Origin of the sequence: Dyadobacter sp., from assembly GCF_039919315.1 — a bacterium.
GTDB lineage: Bacteria > Bacteroidota > Bacteroidia > Cytophagales > Spirosomataceae > Dyadobacter.
Genome location: NZ_JBDSFX010000099.1, coordinates 15,091 through 33,450, shown reverse-complemented (window position 1 = coordinate 33,450; position 18,360 = coordinate 15,091). Strand labels below are relative to the sequence as shown.

Annotated in this window: 21 protein-coding genes; 18 read left to right on the top strand and 3 right to left on the bottom strand. The window is 45.1% G+C overall.

Features of this window, described 5'->3' with window-relative positions; translation table 11 throughout:
• Position 1 precedes the first annotated feature (1 nt).
• From ABIO93_RS28880 to ABIO93_RS28860, 5 genes are all read left to right on the top strand, one after another.
• Positions 2 to 193: a hypothetical protein gene (locus ABIO93_RS28880; protein WP_348073492.1), complete on the top strand. Its 192-nt coding sequence runs from the start codon at positions 2 to 4 to the stop codon at positions 191 to 193.
• Positions 190 to 621, top strand: coding sequence for a SufE family protein (locus ABIO93_RS28875; RefSeq protein ID WP_348073491.1), 432 nt, complete (start codon positions 190 to 192; stop codon positions 619 to 621). The genes ABIO93_RS28880 and ABIO93_RS28875 overlap by 4 nt, the downstream gene beginning before the upstream one ends.
• 33 nt (positions 622 to 654) lie before the next feature.
• Positions 655 to 966, top strand: coding sequence for an SUF system Fe-S cluster assembly protein (locus ABIO93_RS28870; RefSeq protein ID WP_348073490.1), 312 nt, complete (start codon positions 655 to 657; stop codon positions 964 to 966).
• A 134-nt stretch (positions 967 to 1,100) separates the two neighbouring features.
• A complete protein-coding gene (locus tag ABIO93_RS28865) occupies positions 1,101 to 1,529 on the top strand; it encodes a BrxA/BrxB family bacilliredoxin (RefSeq protein ID WP_348073489.1) in 429 nt (142 codons plus the stop codon).
• A gap of 90 nt (positions 1,530 to 1,619) precedes the next feature.
• Positions 1,620 to 2,729: a hypothetical protein gene (locus ABIO93_RS28860; RefSeq protein ID WP_348073488.1), complete on the top strand. Its 1,110-nt coding sequence runs from the start codon at positions 1,620 to 1,622 to the stop codon at positions 2,727 to 2,729.
• 9 nt (positions 2,730 to 2,738) lie between these two features.
• Here the strand turns inward: ABIO93_RS28860 and ABIO93_RS28855 are convergent, their stop codons facing one another.
• The 3 genes from ABIO93_RS28855 to ABIO93_RS28845 are packed head-to-tail and all read right to left on the bottom strand — an operon-like array spanning position 2,739 to position 5,872.
• Positions 2,739 to 5,213 (bottom strand): PIG-L family deacetylase, encoded by a 2,475-nt coding sequence (locus ABIO93_RS28855; protein WP_348073487.1) that lies wholly within the window; start codon positions 5,211 to 5,213, stop codon positions 2,739 to 2,741.
• Positions 5,214 to 5,245: 32 nt separating this feature from the next.
• Complete coding sequence (locus ABIO93_RS28850) at positions 5,246 to 5,686, bottom strand: 4'-phosphopantetheinyl transferase superfamily protein (protein ID WP_348073486.1); 441 nt, start codon at positions 5,684 to 5,686, stop codon at positions 5,246 to 5,248.
• Between the two features lie 39 nt (positions 5,687 to 5,725).
• The gene (locus ABIO93_RS28845; protein ID WP_348073485.1) at positions 5,726 to 5,872 is read right to left on the bottom strand and encodes a hypothetical protein; all 147 of its coding nucleotides are present in this window, start codon (positions 5,870 to 5,872) and stop codon (positions 5,726 to 5,728) included.
• Positions 5,873 to 5,935: 63 nt separating this feature from the next.
• Here ABIO93_RS28845 and ABIO93_RS28840 point away from each other — a divergent pair, with 63 nt between their 5' ends.
• The 13 genes from ABIO93_RS28840 to ABIO93_RS28780 all read left to right on the top strand — a co-directional run bounded on the left by ABIO93_RS28840 (position 5,936) and on the right by ABIO93_RS28780 (position 18,299).
• Positions 5,936 to 7,645, top strand: a complete 1,710-nt coding sequence (locus ABIO93_RS28840; RefSeq protein ID WP_348073484.1) for a C45 family peptidase — start codon at positions 5,936 to 5,938, stop codon at positions 7,643 to 7,645.
• Between the two features lie 16 nt (positions 7,646 to 7,661).
• Positions 7,662 to 8,912 (top strand): AMP-binding protein, encoded by a 1,251-nt coding sequence (locus tag ABIO93_RS28835; RefSeq protein ID WP_348073483.1) that lies wholly within the window; start codon positions 7,662 to 7,664, stop codon positions 8,910 to 8,912.
• 33 nt (positions 8,913 to 8,945) lie between these two features.
• Positions 8,946 to 9,560: a hypothetical protein gene (locus ABIO93_RS28830; RefSeq protein WP_348073482.1), complete on the top strand. Its 615-nt coding sequence runs from the start codon at positions 8,946 to 8,948 to the stop codon at positions 9,558 to 9,560.
• Between the two features lie 25 nt (positions 9,561 to 9,585).
• Entirely contained in the window at positions 9,586 to 10,218 is a 633-nt protein-coding gene (locus tag ABIO93_RS28825; protein WP_348073481.1) for a hypothetical protein, read from the top strand.
• A 199-nt stretch (positions 10,219 to 10,417) separates the two neighbouring features.
• Positions 10,418 to 11,092 carry a YdcF family protein gene (locus ABIO93_RS28820; protein WP_348073480.1) on the top strand — a complete coding sequence of 225 codons (675 nt, stop codon included), beginning with the start codon at positions 10,418 to 10,420 and terminating at the stop codon, positions 11,090 to 11,092.
• A complete protein-coding gene (locus tag ABIO93_RS28815) occupies positions 11,089 to 12,147 on the top strand; it encodes a methyltransferase (RefSeq protein ID WP_348073479.1) in 1,059 nt (352 codons plus the stop codon). Before ABIO93_RS28820 ends, ABIO93_RS28815 begins: the two co-directional genes overlap by 4 nt.
• A 49-nt stretch (positions 12,148 to 12,196) precedes the next feature.
• Positions 12,197 to 12,679: a hypothetical protein gene (locus ABIO93_RS28810; protein ID WP_348073478.1), complete on the top strand. Its 483-nt coding sequence runs from the start codon at positions 12,197 to 12,199 to the stop codon at positions 12,677 to 12,679.
• Positions 12,680 to 12,706: 27 nt separating this feature from the next.
• Positions 12,707 to 13,615, top strand: a complete 909-nt coding sequence (locus tag ABIO93_RS28805; protein ID WP_348073477.1) for a hypothetical protein — start codon at positions 12,707 to 12,709, stop codon at positions 13,613 to 13,615.
• Between the two features lie 2 nt (positions 13,616 to 13,617).
• Positions 13,618 to 14,760 carry a beta-ketoacyl-ACP synthase III gene (locus ABIO93_RS28800; RefSeq protein WP_348073476.1) on the top strand — a complete coding sequence of 381 codons (1,143 nt, stop codon included), beginning with the start codon at positions 13,618 to 13,620 and terminating at the stop codon, positions 14,758 to 14,760.
• Between the two features lie 60 nt (positions 14,761 to 14,820).
• Positions 14,821 to 15,219, top strand: a complete 399-nt coding sequence (locus ABIO93_RS28795) for a hypothetical protein (protein ID WP_348073475.1) — start codon at positions 14,821 to 14,823, stop codon at positions 15,217 to 15,219.
• A gap of 4 nt (positions 15,220 to 15,223) precedes the next feature.
• The gene (locus ABIO93_RS28790) at positions 15,224 to 16,255 is read left to right on the top strand and encodes a BtrH N-terminal domain-containing protein (RefSeq protein WP_348073474.1); all 1,032 of its coding nucleotides are present in this window, start codon (positions 15,224 to 15,226) and stop codon (positions 16,253 to 16,255) included.
• Positions 16,256 to 16,270: 15 nt separating this feature from the next.
• Positions 16,271 to 17,020 carry an ABC transporter ATP-binding protein gene (locus ABIO93_RS28785; protein ID WP_348073473.1) on the top strand — a complete coding sequence of 250 codons (750 nt, stop codon included), beginning with the start codon at positions 16,271 to 16,273 and terminating at the stop codon, positions 17,018 to 17,020.
• Between the two features lies 1 nt (position 17,021).
• Complete coding sequence (locus ABIO93_RS28780; protein WP_348073472.1) at positions 17,022 to 18,299, top strand: ABC transporter permease; 1,278 nt, start codon at positions 17,022 to 17,024, stop codon at positions 18,297 to 18,299.
• The last annotated feature ends 61 nt before the right edge of the window (positions 18,300 to 18,360 follow it).

Here is an 18,360-nt window from a genome sequence, read left to right as displayed (position 1 = left end):
TATGGAAACGATTCCTAAAACGGTTTTAATTGATTCATTCCAAAACTTGCCTGAACAGGTGGAAGTTGAACAAGTCATTGAACAGATTATTCTTCTGGCAAAAACCGAAAGGTCGAGGCGTCAACTGGACAATGGAGAATCCTATACGCATGAAAAAGTTAAAGATGCTTATCAGAATATTAGAATACAATGACCATAAACGAGATACAGGACGAACTAATTTCTGATTTTGAATTGTTTGATGATTGGGAAAGCAAGTACGAGTACATTATAGATCTTGGAAAGCAGTTCCCACCGTTGGAAGAACAGTTTAAAACAGAAGAAAATATCATCAAAGGTTGCCAGTCCAGGGTTTGGCTGAATGCTTACATGGACGGGGAGCTTTTGAAATTTGAAGCGGACAGCGATGCGATCATTGTGCGCGGATTGGTAAGTATGCTGGTCAAAGTGCTTTCGGGGCATACGCCGGAGCAAATCGCCAGTGCGGACCTTTACTTCATGGAAAAAGTTGGTCTGCATCAGCATTTGGCACAAACCAGGTCGAATGGTCTGGCAGCTATGTTGAAACAAATGAAAGCATACGGGATTGCCTATCAGGCCAAATCGGTGAATGCAGAGTGAAATCTAAGTCGTCGTTACTATAAATAAATTGAAATGTCAGAGTCAGAATTGAGAGAAGAAGTAGTAAGAGCGATTAAGACGGTTTATGACCCGGAAATTCCCGTCGACGTCTATGAGCTTGGACTGATTTACGATTTGAAAATATTTCCGGTAAACAATGTTTTTGTTTCCATGACACTGACATCCCCATCGTGCCCGTCGGCAGGTACATTGCCAGGCGAAGTGGAGCAAAAAATAAGGGAAGTAGAAGGTGTCAATGACGTTAGCCTCGAACTGACTTTCGATCCTCCTTACACAACAGAGATGATGTCGGAAGAAGCGAAACTGGAACTGGGGTTTATGTAGTAGCTTTTAGCTATTAGCTGTTAGCTTCTTTTATTTTTGAATTTACTTTAAGTACACAGAAGGAGCTAATCGCTAACAGCTAACAGCCATTGGCTCAAATAAAATTAACTATCAATTCTAAATTTTAAAACAATATGTATCCACCACAATTAGTGGCTCCGATGAAAGCTGAACTTACTAATGTTGGCTTTCAGGATTTGACAACTGCTGAGGAAGTTGACAATTTCATGCAAACAACCAAAGGTACTGCCTTGGTTGTGATCAATTCAGTTTGTGGATGTGCGGCTGGTGCGGCACGTCCGGGCGTGAGAGAGGCATTGTCCCGCAGTGAAATCAAGCCTGATCATTTGGCAACTGTGTTTGCAGGAGCCGACCTGGCTGCAACTGCCAAAATGCGCGAGTATACCTTACCTTATCCTCCGTCATCACCCGCGGTAGCGCTTTTCAAAGACGGAGAGCTGATCCATTTCGTTGAGCGTCACCACATTGAAGGACGTTCGGCTGAGATGATCGCGCAACATTTGCAAATGGCATTCGAAGAATTCTGCGCAGAAGAGGCATAATTCGGTCAGGATTTGTAAGTAATATGCGGCTACTTTCGATAACTTTGAAAGTAGCCGTCTCATTTTAGGGATATTTTTAGCTGAATTCTTATGCGTGGACATCGTTTTTCCAAATTCATACCGGCCGAGCAAGGCGCTAACAGTAAGTTTGACCAACTTTTTGACATTTTTCAGCAGCTGTTGTTGATGACTTCCGGCGATGTCAGCGAAGCTATGTCCTGGCTCAGCGAGCTCGACCGCCAGTACAACCTCACCAACGATTCTTATGGTATCGGTGATTTCTTTGATGACCTCAAAAAGAAAGGATACATCACGGAGGAAAAACAGGAAGGCGAAAGCAAGCTTATTATGACGCCGAAAGCGGAAAAAAGCATTCGCAAAAGTGCATTGGATGAGATTTTCGGGAAATTGAAACGGTCTAAATCAGGCGGAAATCACCATACACCACATATGGGCGTGGGCGATGAGCTCAGCAGTGACATACGCCAATTTCAGTTCGGTGATACATTGGATCAGATCGCAATGACCGAATCCATTAAGAACGCGCAGGTCAATCACGGCATCGGAGATTTTATGCTCATGGAAAGTGATCTGGAAGTGGTCGAGCGCGAGCAAAAAACGACTACGGCGACGGTAGTCATGATCGATATCAGCCATTCAATGATCTTGTATGGCGAGGACCGCATTACCCCAGCCAAAAAGGTAGCGCTGGCTTTGGCCGAATTGATCCGAAGCAAGTACCCTAAGGATTCGCTGGATATCATTGTTTTTGGTAACGACGCCTGGCAAATCCAGATCAAAGACTTGCCTTACCTGGAAGTAGGACCTTATCATACCAATACGGTTGCGGGATTGGAGCTTGCCATGGATATTCTGCGCCGCAAGAAAACGCGTAACAAGCAGATTTTCATGATTACCGACGGAAAGCCGACCTGTTTAAAAGAAGGTATCCGTTACTATAAAAACAGTTTCGGCCTGGACCGCAAGATTATCAACAAGACTTTGACACTGGCTGCGCAATGCAGACGGTTGGATATACCGGTAACAACCTTTATGATTGCTACCGATCCGTACCTGAAACAATTTGTCCAAAACTTCACCCAGGTCAACAATGGCCGCGCTTATTACAGCAATTTGCAGGGTTTGGGCGGGTTTGTGTTGGAAGATTTTCAGCGTAACCGCAGGAAAAATGTGAAGTAGGGGCGAACCCTACTTCTTCCCAACCGAAATCATATTAGCAAACAAGCGATAGGCTCCGGTAACGCCGGCTGGCAGCTCCCGGAAAAATGAGAGGCCCGTGTAAATGTAATGCCCTTTGCCATACTGGGCATATAGCACGCTACCCTCTTTTTGGCCTTCTTCCTTATCATTACTTGAAAATAGCGCCTGGTAATTTTTCTTGTCCCAATCCTGTGCAAAGTATAGTCCGCGCTCCTGAATCCATCCGTCAAAGTCTTTTTGCGTGATTTTGTTTGGGTAGTTCAGCAACGTATGATCAGGTAATAAAAACCGCATTTCCGCATCTTCTTCCGTTACCCTCTCACGGCCCAACGTTATCGGAAACGGTCCGATCTGTTTTACTTTTTGTCCTGGAATCGTATACTGAACGACCATGGTACCGCCATTTTTAACGTAATCCATAAGCTTGCTCTGGTAATTGGCAAGGTAATCTTCCGTGTTATAAGCCCTTACTCCAACAACAATAGCGTCATAAATGCTCAAATCCTTTGCTAAGCCTGATTCATTCAGCATCGTAACCTGGCAATCCATTTGGCGCAAGGCAGTAGGCACATCATCGCCTGCTCCCGCTATGTAGCCAATGTTTTTTACCGAAGTTTTGACGTCAATGTGGGCAAGCTTGGCTTCCGAAACAGGGAAAATGGTCTGGCTTGGAATGTGGCGGTATGCAATGGTTTTAATGGATTTGTCAAAGGTCTTGCCGTCAACCGTTGCCACGGCCTTTAATGTCGCTTCCGAGTTAGCCGAGGGCGGGGTAATAATGAATGAAAAATACTGCTGCTGATACTTACCTGAAAAATTGAAATCCGCAGTTTCCGGTACTGATTTCCAACCGGCTGGAAGTGCTGGTTTCAACGTCCCTTTCACATTATTCCTTTGCGCTTCTACTACCATCGTCACCGTTTTCGGTTCAAGGGAAGAAAAAATAAAAACAGGCTCGGTAATGGTTGTTGTCACGAGCGGCCTGATCTCGAAAGGGCGGTAAATTTCTCCTTCGGCAGGGTCTGTAAATTTGTAAATCCAGGGACGCTCAAATGTGAGACGCTGGCCGCTGATCTCAAAAGTGTAATGTGTTACTGTCTCCGGGCGGTTTTGCGGGTAACCAATGTCTTGCTGATTGTCTATCTGAAATAAACCTTTATCAATCGGCTTTTCAAGCCAATAGGGCTGGCTGATCTTCAATGTCGCTGGTAGTAGTGCTTTTTGAGCAAACGAATTCAATTCATTTTCTCCCAGAGCAAGATTAAGCAGACTATCCTGCGTTTTTCCAGTCCATTGAAGGGAAACCAACTTGACAGGATAATCAGATCTTTTTACAATCGAAATAGTCACGGCCGCTGAGTCACCGGCCACTCCTGAAAATGTAGCAGGGTTGGTTTCAAACCATAGCCCCGCACATTGCACCAGCAGGTCCTTTACTTCCTCTTTTTTAGTTTTAATGTATACATCAGACGTATCCAGTTTGCTCAGCTCCGCATTGATTTTTAGCAGATCAGGTATGGACGAAGAGGGTTTGTTGACTGAAAACTTCTTGATCGTTGCATGGATCAATGACTGAATCTTTTCGCTTCCTTTTACCCTTTTCCAGCTCAAATCGATGCCATCAAATAGGTTCTTATCAGCGGGTTGGCCTACTTTATGAAGGAAATAATCGATACGGTCGCCTCGCTGGGCCGAGCTACCAAATCCCTGGCTTTTATGCTGACTGCGACTTTCGGCAGCGATTTCAGTGTAAGATTTTCCCAAAACAGGATTGTAGCCGCCGATTTCGACCGATATGAATGGGGTTTTCTCTTCTAATGGCTGCTTATTGGTGAACCCAGGCGTGTAAGTATTCCAAACCAGCCGCTTGGCTTGCCAGGTTTTAACAAATTTGAGTTGGTCCGGGTAGGATTTCGGATCGGCAGCCATGGTAAATCCTTGTTCTGCCAGGAAAGCGGAAGTCTGGTGGTGGCCGTGTCCTGCGCGCGCGTCGGGTGGGAAGCGGGTAATGATCACGTCCGGCTGAAATTTGCGGATCATCCATATTACATCACCAAGTACTTTGTCCTTGTCCCAGAAATTTAGCGTTTCATCGCGCGTTTTGGAAAAACCAAAATCATAGGCTCTTGAAAAAAACTGCTGCGCCCCGTCAATCCTCCGTGCACCAAGCAATTCCTGGGTACGGATCACGCCGATATTATAGCCCTGCTCAGCACCGATCAGGTTTTGACCGCCGTCTCCTCGGGTCAGCGAAAGGTACCCCGTCCGCACGAGCTGGTCTTTGGACAAATAGGAAAGCATTAATGTATTTTCGTCGTCGGGATGCGCCGCAATGTAGAGGACCGAGCCTAGCACATTCAATTTTTTAATGTTCTGAAAAATTTCACTTGATGACAGCGAGGGTACTTGGGCGGAAATTTTGAAAGCGGAAAGGACAAAGAGGATCGTAAGAAATCTGCGCATATATTGCTTGAAGGTTAAGGTTTAAGGTGGTTTTAGAAAGTCCAGGTCAGTACATAATCTTCAAAAGTCTCGAATTGCACAAGAATATTTTCAGTCATGTTCCCTTTCAGGATAGAAACCTGAATTGTGCCGTTTTGGTTGCTATTGAATGAATTTGTAATGATATGTTTTTTTAAATTAAGATCCGTATCTCCCGCGTATTTGAAAATGGATTCCTTTGCTGACCATATCAAATGCAGCAAAACATTGTCGTCCAGATCGGCCCAGCGCTGTTCGTCGTCATTTAGAAAGTAATCGGCACCCTTGGAAATGCTGGGCTTCATTTGCTGAATATCCACGCCTACAGCATGGGTTTTGTGCAGATATACACTCACATACTCGCCCGAGTGAGACATCGATAATTGCTGGCCGCTGTGTTGGATGTGCGGTTTTCTGTTTTCATCATAATAGATGACTGGCTGAGTATCTGTCATTTGCTGCAACAATGCCCGGCACGCCAGCCATTCCTGTTTTCACCGATCTGTTTTCTTTTCCTCCAATGTTATCAACTCATTGGGAGGTAAATGGACGATATTTCTTAGCTGCTGCCACGGCTCGGTCATATGCCAAAGCCCCAATGCTGAGTCCGCTGAAACGCTTTTTATGTAAGAGATGCCCATTTATTATTAATTTTGATCTTATGCCAGTTGCCAATCGGCAGACAGCTGTTTTGTTTTATCTATATGTGGCCAAAAAATAAAGTAACAAGATCTGTACTCAAATTCTTCGGTATTTTCCTGCTGATAACCGTGCTCCTTTTCGGTTTATTCATCTGGCGAATCACGGTGCCGGCTCCGAATCTTGAAAGTAATAAAACTGTAGAGAGTTACAAGCGTGTCAAAGTGGCCGAAAACCATTACGCGGTCGGCAACTGTTGGCTTCGGAAGAATAAGGAAGGTATCTGGGAAATGTACTTGGAAGGGGCTCCCTATGAAAGAGGGCTGATCTACGGTATCCTGGCCAAGGAGCTCATGGAAAAACAGGAGGTACATTTTGTGGGCCAGATCAAGGAAATGATCCCAAGCGTGATGTTCCTGCAAGTGCTGAAAGGTTTTGTGGGCTGGTTTAACCGAGACATTTACAAATACATTCCCCAGGAAAACCAACAAGAAATCTATGGCGTTTCCCAGTCATTTTCTGAGCAGTTCAACTACATTGGCCCCAAATATTACCGCATACTCAATTACCACGCTGCCCACGATATTGGCCACGCGTTGACTGACCTGAATATGGTCGGCTGTACCTCCTTTGCAGTAAACCATTCGCTTTCCAAAGACTCCACTTTGCTGATTGCGCGGAATTTTGATTTCTATATGGGCGATGCTTTCTCGGAAGACAAGCTTATCGTTTTCATGAAACCCGATAAGGGCTACCAATTTGCCTCCTACGCCTGGGCAGGACTGACCGGCGTGGTGTCGGGCATGAACGAGAAAGGCATTACCGTCACCCTAAACGCGTCCAAATCCGACATTCCGTTTGCTGCCAAAGAGCCGATTTCGATTTTGGCAAGAGAAATATTGCAGTACGCCGGTACCATTGAAGAAGCAAACCGCATTGCGCAGCGCAGCGAAACATTCGTATCAGAATCTTTACTAATCGGCTCGGCGGCTGATGATAAGGCAGTTATCATTGAGAAATCACCGCAGAAAATGGATGTTTTCGAGTCAGGCAAAGATTACCTGGTGTGTGCCAATCATTATCAGGGCAATGCATTCATCAAGGATTCGGTCAATATCAACAATGTCAAGGACACGGATTCCAAATCTCGTTTTGACCGGATGAACCAGCTGATGGGCCGGTCCTATCCGCTGGACGTGAATAAGGCGGCCTCTATTTTACGGGATAAAAGTGGCGTGAACGATAAATTTATAGGCTATGGTAATTCGAAATCATTGAATCAGCTCATAGCCCACCACGGTATCGTTTTTAAACCTGCCAAAAAGGAAATGTGGATTTCCACGCCTCCCTACCAACTGGGAGAATTCATTTGCTACAATTTGAATGATGTATTTTCTGGGAAAGGAAAATTTGGTACAGTGGATTCATTGGCAATCAAAAAAGATCCTTTCCTAAGTTCAGCGGATTACAGGAAATTCGAAGCATTTAAAGCGACCAAACAAATGATCATCAGGTACCTCATGTTGGATGTTCCTTTTGAACTTTCTGCCGAAGAGGAAAGGAGTTTTGTGAGTAATAATCCGCAGAGCTACCTTACCTATCTGTTTCTGGGTGATTATTTCAAAAAGAGCAAAAACCTGAAAAAGGCCATCAGCTACTACCAGGAAGCATTAAAGCATGATGTTTCTTCGCTCAATGAAGAAAACGCGATCCGCGAACGGATTTCAGAATGCAAAAAAGTGAAGTTCCTGATGTTTACCTACAAATCCGAGTGAAAAAATGACCTCTGCCATGAACCGTGAAACGCAGGAACAAAAACTGAAACATCTGCTGGCCTATGTGTCGGCCCATTCACCTTATTACCGCAAAGTGTTCAGAGAGCACGGTGTCGACATTGATTCCATTGTCAGTATTGCCGATCTTGTTAAGCTGCCATTTACTTCCAAAGATGACCTTGCCGCGGCCAATGATGATTTTTTGTGCGTGCCCAAAAGCAGGATCGCCGATTACGTAACGACCTCAGGCACATTGAGTGACCCCGTTGCATTTTATCTGACCGATTCGGATATAGAAAGACTGGCCATCAACGAGTCGGATTCGTTTCGTTGTGCAGGCGGCAGCGAGCATGATATTTACCAGTTAATGACCACCATTGACCGCCGTTTTATGGCCGGATTGGCCTACTGGATGGGTGCCCGCAGAATGGGCGCGGGTATGATACGCGTCGGCCCGGGTGCACCGTTTTTGCAATGGGAGTCCATTCAACGGTTTTCTCCTACGGTCATTATCGCCATTCCTTCATTTATCCCGCGTCTGATCGACTACGCCCAGGCCAATGGCATCGACTACAATGCTTCCAGTGTCAAATCGGTGATCTGTATCGGCGAGCCGGTCCGTAACGCGGATTTTACCTATAATGGGCTGGGCAAAAGAATCACCTCTCAATGGAATGTGAAACTATATTCCACCTATGCGTCCACTGAAATGGGCGCAGCATTTACAGAATGTGAAGAAGGTAAGGGAGGGCACTTGAATGAAGACTTGCTGATCCTGGAAGTTGTCGATGAGGCCGGGCAGACAGTGAAAGACGGTGAACTGGGTGAAGTGGTAATCTCGACGCTGGGCGTGGAAGGCATGCCTATGCTGCGCTATAAAACAGGTGATTTGTGTCATGTGTATTACGCGACTTGCGGTTGTGGACGTAAAAGTCCGCGGCTGGGGCCGGTGGTAGGCCGCAAGCAGCAAATGATCAAATTCAAGGGGACGACCATTTTTCCGCCAGCCCTGTTTGATGTACTGGATATGGTCAAAGAAATAGATCTTTATCAGGTGGTAGTTTCCAAAAATGAGTACGGAAATGATGATGTCGCGATCCTGATTCCGATGGCATTAGACACCCAGATTTTCAGGGAAATGCTTCATTCTCTGTTCAAATCGAGGCTTCGGGTGACGCCCTCTTTCCAGTTTATAACCGCTGAAGAATTGTCGCTGAGAATATACAAACAGGAAAAACGCAAACCTGAAAAATTGATATATATTTGAAGCCTCTATTACCTTAAAAATCACATTACTACAATGAAAAAGTTTATCTACGCATCCATCTTAACCGTGGCTGCAATGGGCGTCAGTGACTCTTTTGCCCAACGCGTTGATCTCCGCTCAGGAGATGTAAGTGTATTGTCAGGACAGAAAACAGTTAATATCGAATACGACTATTCCAGCTTCGGAGTAGGGAAATTTGCCACCGAACAGGAGTATCTTGACAAAAAATCCGCGGAATATAATAATAAGGAAGCGGGTAAAGGGGATACCTGGAAAAAGGCTTGGGTGGAAGACCGTAAAGCCCGCTTTGAACCCAAATTTGAAGAACTTTTCAATAAGGGACTAGGCGAGAAAGGCTTGCAGGCAATTCAGGCAAGACCCGATGCTGCCTACACGCTGATTGTGCGTACCAAATTTATCGAGCCGGGTTTCAATGTAGGCGTCATGCGTAAGAACGCTTATGTGGATTACGAGGTAGACCTGGTTGAATCAGCCAACAAATCGGCCAAGGTAGCCGAGATCACCATGAGAAACGTCCCTGGCGGCCAGTTTGGTGGTTTTGACTTTGATACCGGCGTCCGTATTGCAGAATCTTATGCCAAAGCAGGTAAATCTCTGGCTGCCTTTTTAGACAAAAAGCTTAAATAATCAACCGTTTCAAATTACTCATGTTATGAAAAAGTTATTACTTCTTGCATTCGTTCTTTTCAGTGCCGGCAGCGTTTCAGCGGATAACACGATGGCTGATTTATTTGCAGGCAAGACCAAGCTGGTATTTCTGGGCCTTGATTTCACGCAAGCCAAATATGTTGGGAAGATCGGTTTTACCGACCCTGCAGCTATTCAGAACCAGCACATGGTGAGCTGGAACAACCTGATCGAAATGGAGCCTAAGAAATTCTCTTTGCAGAAAGCGTTCAACCTGAAAGATGATCAGTACCTCTCCAAAGTGGAAGATATGGTCAAATTCAACAAAGCGGCTAACGTGGCTGACAACATTACAGATTCAGAGGTTACATTGACTGAGGATCAGGCAAAAAAAGCGGTTGGCAAGTATTCATTGAGCGAGAAAGACGGAGTAGGTGTGGTTTACATCATTGAAAGCCTGAATAAGACTTCCGAAAAATTAACGGCCTACGTTACTTTCATTGATTTGGCAACCAAAAAAGTACTTTATATCGAGAAAGTAGAGGGTAAGGCAGGCGGTTTCGGATTCCGTAACTTTTGGGCCGGAGCAGTATACAAAATCAATCAGGAGATCGATTCCAAACTCTACAAAAAGTGGAGTAAATCTTTCAAGTCATAAAAAGTAAATAGAATTGCTTATTTTTAAAGTTGAGATTTCATTACCGATACCAAAGCAATGTTTTGTAAGCTGTGATTTGTTTGCCGGTTTGGGTGAACGCTTCACAGCTTACTGTTTAAACTGATAACCCATTATCGTGCGAATTTTATCGTTGAGCCTTATTGTCCTGATCTCCGTACTTTTTTCCGGTTGCGGTAAAATGCTTTATCGCGCGGCGGACAAGGCATTTCAAAAAGGCCTCCAAGACCAGCCATACGACGCTGTGATCGTTCCTGGTTTTCCGCACAATGGTCAAAAGTGGGATATGGTCCTGCAAATGCGCATTCACTGGGCCCACTACCTTTATACGAAAGGCTACACTAAAAATATCATTTTCTCGGGCTCGGCAGTTGCTACACCTTATGTTGAAAGTAAAGTAATGGCTACGTATGCCGAGGCGCTGGGCATTACCCGGGAGCATATTTTCACAGAAGAAAAAGCAGAGCACAGCACCGAAAACGTATATTATTCTTACCGACTTGCAAAAGAGCTCGGCTTTTCAAAAATTGCATTGGCGACCGACCCTATTCAGAACAGCTATATGCGCAAATTTATCAAGCGCTTTGAGCTCCCGATCGGATTAATGCCGACGGTGATTGATACTTTGAAAGTTTTGAATCTGTATGAACCGAAAATTAACGCAGAACCATCCATCAGAGAGGGCTTTGTCAAATTGTCGGACAGAGAGAATTTTTTCCAGCGTTTCAAGGGAACAATGGGCAAGTACATTATCTGGCATGAAGAAGACCTTAAAAAGAAAAAGCACAGAAGAAAGTTCAAGGATAGAATGATACCTGCCTCGTCGGAAAGTAAGAACCTTAAAAGCGTACAATGAAAAAAGAATTGTCGGCTATTGAAGCCAAGTATGAAGCACAGAAGATAGCATTCGGGCCGATGTATTTCCAATCGGTCATAGCACTAAGGGACCTCGGGATTCTTCAATTTATTAGCAATCACCGTAAGGGTGTGCATGTGGATACCATCATTGCGGAAATGGATGTTTCCGAGTACGGCATTACCCTTTTGCTGGAAGCAGCTGAAATTTTAGGCGTGGTAGAGATGGAGGAAGGTTTGGTCAAGATCAGCAAGGTCGGGTTTTTTCTTTTGAAAGATGAAATGACCCGTGTGAATGTTAATTTCATGAATGATGTGTGCTACCTGGGGGCCAAAAGCATGACGGAGAGCTTTAAAAATGGCAAACCTGAGGGGCTGAAAGTGTTAGGCGATTGGCCGACGATCTATGAGGGGCTCTCGATTCTGCCAGAGCCCGCAAAAACTTCCTGGTTCGATTTTGATCATTACTACTCCGACAATGCATTTCCGGATGCTTTGAAAATTGTGTTCAGGAAAAATCCGAAACTGATTTTTGATGTAGGTGGAAATACTGGCAAATGGTCTTTTGCATGCTGTAATCATGATCAAAATGTACAGATTAAAATCTTGGATTTGCCCGTACAGCTCCATGTAGCAAAAGCCAATGCGACCGAGAAAGGACTGCTGGATCGCATTGAATTTCACGCGATCAATCTGCTTGACGAAACACAAAAAATACCGCAGGGTGCGGACGTGATCTGGATGAGCCAGTTTTTGGACTGTTTTTCTAAGGAACAAATTTTGCAAATCCTTAAAAATGCATGTCAGGCGGCCTCAGAGAGTACTACCTTATACATACTGGAACCATTTTTTGATAACCAGAATTATCCTGCAGCGCAATATAGCCTGGTGGCGACATCGTTATATTTTACCATCATGGCCAATGGGAATAGCAAAATGTACCGGATTGAAGTCATGAAGGACTTGGTCAGCCAGGCAGGATTTGAGGTGGTGGAAACTTATCCATTGATAGGAAATAGCTATCATACGATCCTGGAATGCCAAAAAAAGGCGTAAGCCAGCCGGATCATCATCCATTTAAATACAGAATACGTAAGTGCACGATATGAGGGGATTCGTAGTAATTTATTTTTTGCTGATCAGTGCGCTAGCGGCCCTCGCACCGGCCCAAGCACAACAAAGCACTTATTATAAAGCATTATCCAGTGGCGAAGAGGATGTGATCAACAAAGCGCTCGCCAGACTTGATGGCGAAAAAGTGACGCCTCGGGTGAATGCCTATAAAGGTGCGTTAACGATGAAACAGGCGGGATTTGTGAAAGGGGTAGGAGGTAAGTTAAAGACGTTTAAAAGGGGTGTTCAGTTACTGGATGACGAAATAAAGACCAATCCTGCTAATACCGAATTTCGTTTTTTAAGACTCACCATTCAGGAGCATGCACCTGGAATTTTAAATTATAACAAGGAGCTTGATGAGGATAAACAGGCCATTGTCTCGGGATATAGCAAGCTGAATGCTGATTTAAAGGAATTTATATCAGATTACGCAAAAGATTCCAAGGTTCTCAAAGAATCCGATTTAAAGTAGATCAGGCATAAACAGCATTGTTATTCAATGAAAAAAATACTAGTTGTCAATTACACCCAGAGCGGACAACTCAATGAAATTATCGATCAGTTTTTGTTGCCTTTTGATTCTGAGACCGTAGAAAGGGTGCAGGTTTTTCCTGCCCGACCCTTTGTTTTTCCGTGGACTACCGAGGAATTTTTCGATAAGATGCCTGAATGTGTGCTCGAAGAGCCCATCGAGCTGAAAGCACTTCATTTTGCCTCAGACCGTTACGATCTGATTGTGATGGGATACCAGCCCTGGTTTTTGTCGCCGTCCCTTCCATTTACGGCATTGCTTAAAACTCCTGAATTTCAACGCCTGCTAGCCAATACGCCCGTTGTGACCATCATTGGCGGCAGAAATATGTGGCTTAACTCTCAGGAAAGTGTCAAAAAACTCATTAAGGATGCGGGCGGCAAATTAGTGGCCAACATCCCTTTCATGGACCGGACCTCCAATCTGATCAGCGCAGTGACGATTTTGCATTGGATGCTGACAGGCCGCAAAGACAAGAAATGGGGTATTTTCCCTTTCCCGGGTGTAAGTGAGCAGGATATCAAGAGCGGGGAAAGATTTGGACACATTGTGAAAAGCGCTTTTGAAAAAGAGGAGTACAGTGATCTACAAAAAGAGGTGCTCGCAACAGGGCTGATCCAAATACCGACCGATATTTTATTTATTGAAGAAAGGGCCAAGAAGATTTTTCGTATCTGGGCAGGGTTGATCAAGAAAAAAGGTACTACTCCTGAAAAACGGAAACGGTTGGTGGGCTTCTTTAAGTATTATCTGCTGATCGCCTTGTTTTTGGTGGCTCCGGTGCTGCTGTTTATCTATAATTTGCTGATCGCACCCTTTACCGGAAATGCGATTAAGAAGAAAAAAGAATACTTTTGTGGGGTAGAAATCAAATAGTAATGTCAGAAGCATATATTACCAGAATTGCCAAGTTCTTACCGAATGAGTCCGTTTCAAATGAGGAAATGGAAGAATACTTAGGATACATCAACGGAAAACCGTCCAAATCAAAAGCAATCGTTTTACGCAATAACGGTATCAAAAGTAGATATTACGCGCTTTTAAAAGACGGAACGCCCACACACAGCAATGCTGAAATGGCCGCACTGGCGGTTTCGGATTTATTTAGAATTAATTCGGAGGAAATCTCCCAGGTCGATCTGTTAAGCTGCGCGACTTCGAGCCCGGATCAGCTGATGCCCTCGCACGGCGCAATGGTACACGGCTATTTGCCCGGGTCGGGTTCGATTGAGGTAGTCTCTCCGTCAGGGGTTTGCTGCGCAGGTATGCATGCCTTCAAATATGCCTATATGTCTGTCAAGCTCGGTGAAAAGCAAAAGGCAGTCGCCTGCGCTTCCGAAAGGTTGTCGCCAGTTTTGCGTGCAGACCGATTTGAGGACGAGGTGCAACAACTGTTAAGACTGGAACAGAATCCGTACCTATCCTTTGAAAAGGACTTCCTTAGATGGATGTTATCAGACGGTGCTGGCGCATTTTTGCTTGAACCCCAGCCGAATGCCGAAGGGATTTCATTGAAAATAGATTGGATTGAAGGCTGTTCCTACGCCAACGAGGAGGAAGCCTGTATGTATATGGGCGCAGATAAGCTTGCCGACGGCTCTCTCAAAAGCTACAAGGAATATTCTGCCGGCGAAATTCAGGATCAGTCTGTTTTTAGCATCAAACAGGACGTGAAGCTGTTGGGCGAAAAGATCGTTAAATTGGGTTTTGTAAAACTGAAAGATATACTTACCAAAAAGGGCATCAGTATGGAGGATGTCAGCTATTTTCTGCCACATTTATCGAGCTACTTTTTTGAAGTTAAGATTGATGATTTCTTTAAGGAGAATGGCATTACAGTACCCAAAGAAAAATGGTACACCAATCTGGTCACCAAGGGTAATGTGGGAGCGGCTTCTATTTACATGATGCTGGAAGAAGTTTTCAATAGCGGCGCATTGAAAAAGGGTGAGAAAATTCTTTTGGCGGTACCCGAAAGTTCCCGCTTCTCCTATATGTTTTGCTTGCTGACTGTGTGCTGATTTTGCCGCAGTGCACGCTCAGTTTGAATGAATGATATCTGACAAATCACTGCTGATCAAATGAAAAAGGAAGACCTTCCCCAGGACCCGGGCGCATTAGACAAGTTTACCAGAGAAGTTTGCTACGTCAAAAATCAGGACGGCAAATATGAAGCCGCGCTGAGCAGGGGATGGGAAGTCAAAAAGCAGGCGCTGGACAGCGCCTGGGACGATGTGAATGAGCGCATAGAGGATGCCAGGCAGGCCGTGACCAGAGGCGAAAAGAGTCCGGTACATTATTTTATGGAACTTCGCTTGATGGACCTTTCCGTACTTTCAGGGTACACGGGTTTCTTCCCTTTTTTTATAAAGAGACATTTAAAACCATCGGTTTTTAAAGATTTGAGCGATCGCAAACTGGAAAAATATGCCAGGGCGTTCGATATTACCGTAAGTGAATTGAAAAATTTTAAAGGCTAAGCCAGTGAATATTGATAGTCAAACCGATGCGTTCCGCCATGTTCAGACAGCCCATTGTGAAAATGGTGTGACTACTGCGCTGCTGCGCTATCACGGTCTGGAATTTATGACCGAGCCGCTGGCGTTTGGCATGGGTTCGGGGCTGTTTTATATCCAGATCCCTTTTTTGACAGTCAACAATGGGCCTGCGATCTCGTTCAGAACCATGCCCGGGGCTATTTTCAAAAGAACCTGCAAATCATTGGGCGTGGAAGTGACCCGCAAGAAATTTTCCAATGTAGCTGCTGCCGAGGCTTTTCTAGATCAAAAAGTAAAGGAAGGCGTGCCGGTAGGATGCCAGGTAGGGGTTTTTCATTTGACTTATTTTCCCAAAGAATACCGGTTTCATTTCAATGCGCACAACCTGATCGTTTTCGGCCAGCAAGATGATAACTATCTGATCAGTGACCCGGTGATGGAGGATGTCACGACTCTTTCGAAAACAGATCTGACGCGCGTTCGTTTTGCGCAGGGACCTCTTGCGCCAAAGGGACACATTTATTTTCCTGAAAGGGTCAAACCAGTCAGCGATGATGTCATCCGGCAAGGTATTGTGAAAGGTATCCGCAGAAATGTGCGCGATATGCTCAGAATTCCGGGGAATTTTGCTGGTGTGGACGGCATCAGGCATACATCTGGCCATATTCGCAAGTGGCGCGATAAACTCGGGCTTAAAAAAGCCAGTCTTTACTTAGGGCAGATCGTGCGCATGCAGGAGGAAATAGGGACGGGCGGCGGCGGGTTTCGCTTTCTATATGGGGCTTTCCTGGAAGAAGCGGCTGGCTACATGCAGGACGAGCGGCTTTCCAACATTTCCGAGGACTTTACCAAAGCCGGGGATATGTGGCGGGCCAGCGCCATTAAAATGGCCGGAGTCTATAAAGGCAGACTGACCGAACAGAAGGATTTTGAAGAGATCGCCGATATGCTGCTCGACATTCGACTGGTAGAAAAAGAGGCCTTTCAGAAGCTTTCAGGGCTTAATCTGGGTAAGTGAGCATAACGACAGATCATGGCCGGAGCAGTATGCATTCAAATTCAGAATATCTATAAAAGATACAAATCCTCCCGGGAGGACAGCCTCACCGATGTTTCCCTTGACATTCAAACCGGTGACGTCTTCGGCCTGCTAGGGCCGAACGGCGCCGGAAAGACGACTTTGATCTCCATACTATGCGGGATCATACCAGCTTCATCAGGGCAAATTCATTATTTCATTGACGGTGATCAGGTAACTGAAACAGAGCGGAAAAATCGTGTAGGATTTGTTCCGCAGGAATACGCATTTTATCAGGAGCTGACAGCCAGACAGAATCTGGACTATTTTGGGGCCATGTATAACCTCTCCAAAAGCAACCTGCAACAAAGAAGAGAGCATCTACTGGAAGTGTTGGGGCTTACCAAAGCGGCTGATAAAAAGGTAAGTACCTATTCGGGAGGAATGAAGCGGAGAATTAACCTGGCCATCGGCATTATTCACGAGCCCGCCATCCTGTTTCTTGACGAGCCCACAGTAGGGGTCGATGTCCAGAGCCGAAACGCAATCATTCGCTACTTGCAGCAAATCAATCAGAGCGGAACAACCATTATTTACACTTCACACCATATGGGGGAGGCGGAAGAATTCTGTAAACACATTGCCCTGATCGACAATGGAAAGGTTATTGCAGCAGGAGAATTATTGAAACTAAAAACGGAAAATGCTGTGCCCAGCTTGCAATCTTTATTTATTAAACTGACCGGAGAGCAGTACCGCGACTAATATGTTCAAAATCATTTCATCATTGCGCAAGGAATTTTTGCTGCTCATCAACGATAAGGTGGGCCTCGCATTGATGTTTTTGATGCCGTTGATCTTGGTTTTTATCATTACCATCATTCAGGACAGCGCCTATAAGGTCGTCAACGAAAACCAGATCCCGCTGCTGGTGGTCAACCATGATACGGGCCAAGAGGGGACAAAGCTGGTAGCCGCATTGAAAAAATCCGGACTTTTTAAAATTGATTCTCAGAACAAAATCCAGCAGCAGTCATTGAAATCGGAACTGCTTTCGCGTGGAAAACTGCTCGCATTGTATATTCCGCCGCGTTTTTCGGCCGGACTGGAAAGTAATGCGGCAGATGTGAGCAAGATCCTGATGGAGGATCTCGGACTGGAACACCATGTATCCGACCCTGAAAAAGTGGATATGCCCAGGCTTTCTTTTTACAATGATCCGGTCTTGCAGGAAAATTACAGCTACTCAGTGATGGGTGTCATTCAGTCCTATATGAGCGTGATCGAAAATTCGCTGATGATCGACCGGATGTACACCAGTATGGATCTGGGTGATAAGTCTGAAAAGCTGAAAGAGAAAATGATTTCCAATAGGGTGGCCATTGACCAGATCGTGGCCAGTAATGGCAATTCAACTGCTATCCCCAATTCCACTCAGCACAATGTGCCGGCCTGGACGATTTTTGCTATGTTCTTTATGGTGGTATCATTGGGTAGCAATATTGTAAAAGAGCGCGTCAATGGCAGTTTTTTACGGCTCAAAACCATGCCTACCACCTTCATGCTGGTCATGTTTAGCAAAATGGCTATCTATGTGATTGTGGCCGTAGTGCAGGTTGCGCTCACTTTTTCGATGGGAATCTGGATATTGCCCAGGCTGGGCCTGCCACTGCTGACTGTCCCTCATAACTTTCTGGCTCTGGCGGCGGTAGTACTCATTAGCAGTATGGCAGCGGTCAGCTATGCTTTAATGATCGGCGCTTTTGCCAAAACCGAGCAGCAGGCCAATGGCTTCGGAGCAATTTCGATTATCATTTTCGGAGCCATCGGAGGCATTCTGGTACCGACATTTGTGATGCCGGGCTTTATGCAGTTTGCCGCTAATTTTTCGCCGTTACATTGGTGTCTGGAAGGATTTTACGTGCTTTTTCTCAAAGGCGGAAGCTGGCGGGAGCTCAGGTATGTATTTGCTTTCCTGGGTATTTTTATCCTGATTTGCCAACTTGGGACCTATTTTAAGTTGCGGTTAGAAAGAATTATTTAAGTTTGAACCACAGAACACCCTAAAAGAACATCATACAGTCGGAAGAGACTAATCAAATCAT

What these genes read in the sequence shown, in the direction of transcription:
- ABIO93_RS28880 (WP_348073492.1), top strand. Translation starts at nt 2, where the DNA reads ATGGAAACGATTCCTAAAACGGTTTTAATTGATTCATTCCAAAACTTG.
- ABIO93_RS28875 (WP_348073491.1), top strand. Translation starts at nt 190, where the DNA reads ATGACCATAAACGAGATACAGGACGAACTAATTTCTGATTTTGAATTG.
- ABIO93_RS28870 (WP_348073490.1), top strand. Translation starts at nt 655, where the DNA reads ATGTCAGAGTCAGAATTGAGAGAAGAAGTAGTAAGAGCGATTAAGACG.
- ABIO93_RS28865 (WP_348073489.1), top strand. Translation starts at nt 1,101, where the DNA reads ATGTATCCACCACAATTAGTGGCTCCGATGAAAGCTGAACTTACTAAT.
- ABIO93_RS28860 (WP_348073488.1), top strand. Translation starts at nt 1,620, where the DNA reads ATGCGTGGACATCGTTTTTCCAAATTCATACCGGCCGAGCAAGGCGCT.
- ABIO93_RS28855 (WP_348073487.1), bottom strand. Translation starts at nt 5,213, where the DNA reads ATGCGCAGATTTCTTACGATCCTCTTTGTCCTTTCCGCTTTCAAAATT.
- ABIO93_RS28850 (WP_348073486.1), bottom strand. Translation starts at nt 5,686, where the DNA reads ATGACAGATACTCAGCCAGTCATCTATTATGATGAAAACAGAAAACCG.
- ABIO93_RS28845 (WP_348073485.1), bottom strand. Translation starts at nt 5,872, where the DNA reads ATGGGCATCTCTTACATAAAAAGCGTTTCAGCGGACTCAGCATTGGGG.
- ABIO93_RS28840 (WP_348073484.1), top strand. Translation starts at nt 5,936, where the DNA reads ATGTGGCCAAAAAATAAAGTAACAAGATCTGTACTCAAATTCTTCGGT.
- ABIO93_RS28835 (WP_348073483.1), top strand. Translation starts at nt 7,662, where the DNA reads ATGAACCGTGAAACGCAGGAACAAAAACTGAAACATCTGCTGGCCTAT.
- ABIO93_RS28830 (WP_348073482.1), top strand. Translation starts at nt 8,946, where the DNA reads ATGAAAAAGTTTATCTACGCATCCATCTTAACCGTGGCTGCAATGGGC.
- ABIO93_RS28825 (WP_348073481.1), top strand. Translation starts at nt 9,586, where the DNA reads ATGAAAAAGTTATTACTTCTTGCATTCGTTCTTTTCAGTGCCGGCAGC.
- ABIO93_RS28820 (WP_348073480.1), top strand. Translation starts at nt 10,418, where the DNA reads ATGCTTTATCGCGCGGCGGACAAGGCATTTCAAAAAGGCCTCCAAGAC.
- ABIO93_RS28815 (WP_348073479.1), top strand. Translation starts at nt 11,089, where the DNA reads ATGAAAAAAGAATTGTCGGCTATTGAAGCCAAGTATGAAGCACAGAAG.
- ABIO93_RS28810 (WP_348073478.1), top strand. Translation starts at nt 12,197, where the DNA reads ATGAGGGGATTCGTAGTAATTTATTTTTTGCTGATCAGTGCGCTAGCG.
- ABIO93_RS28805 (WP_348073477.1), top strand. Translation starts at nt 12,707, where the DNA reads ATGAAAAAAATACTAGTTGTCAATTACACCCAGAGCGGACAACTCAAT.
- ABIO93_RS28800 (WP_348073476.1), top strand. Translation starts at nt 13,618, where the DNA reads ATGTCAGAAGCATATATTACCAGAATTGCCAAGTTCTTACCGAATGAG.
- ABIO93_RS28795 (WP_348073475.1), top strand. Translation starts at nt 14,821, where the DNA reads ATGAAAAAGGAAGACCTTCCCCAGGACCCGGGCGCATTAGACAAGTTT.
- ABIO93_RS28785 (WP_348073473.1), top strand. Translation starts at nt 16,271, where the DNA reads ATGGCCGGAGCAGTATGCATTCAAATTCAGAATATCTATAAAAGATAC.
- ABIO93_RS28780 (WP_348073472.1), top strand. Translation starts at nt 17,022, where the DNA reads ATGTTCAAAATCATTTCATCATTGCGCAAGGAATTTTTGCTGCTCATC.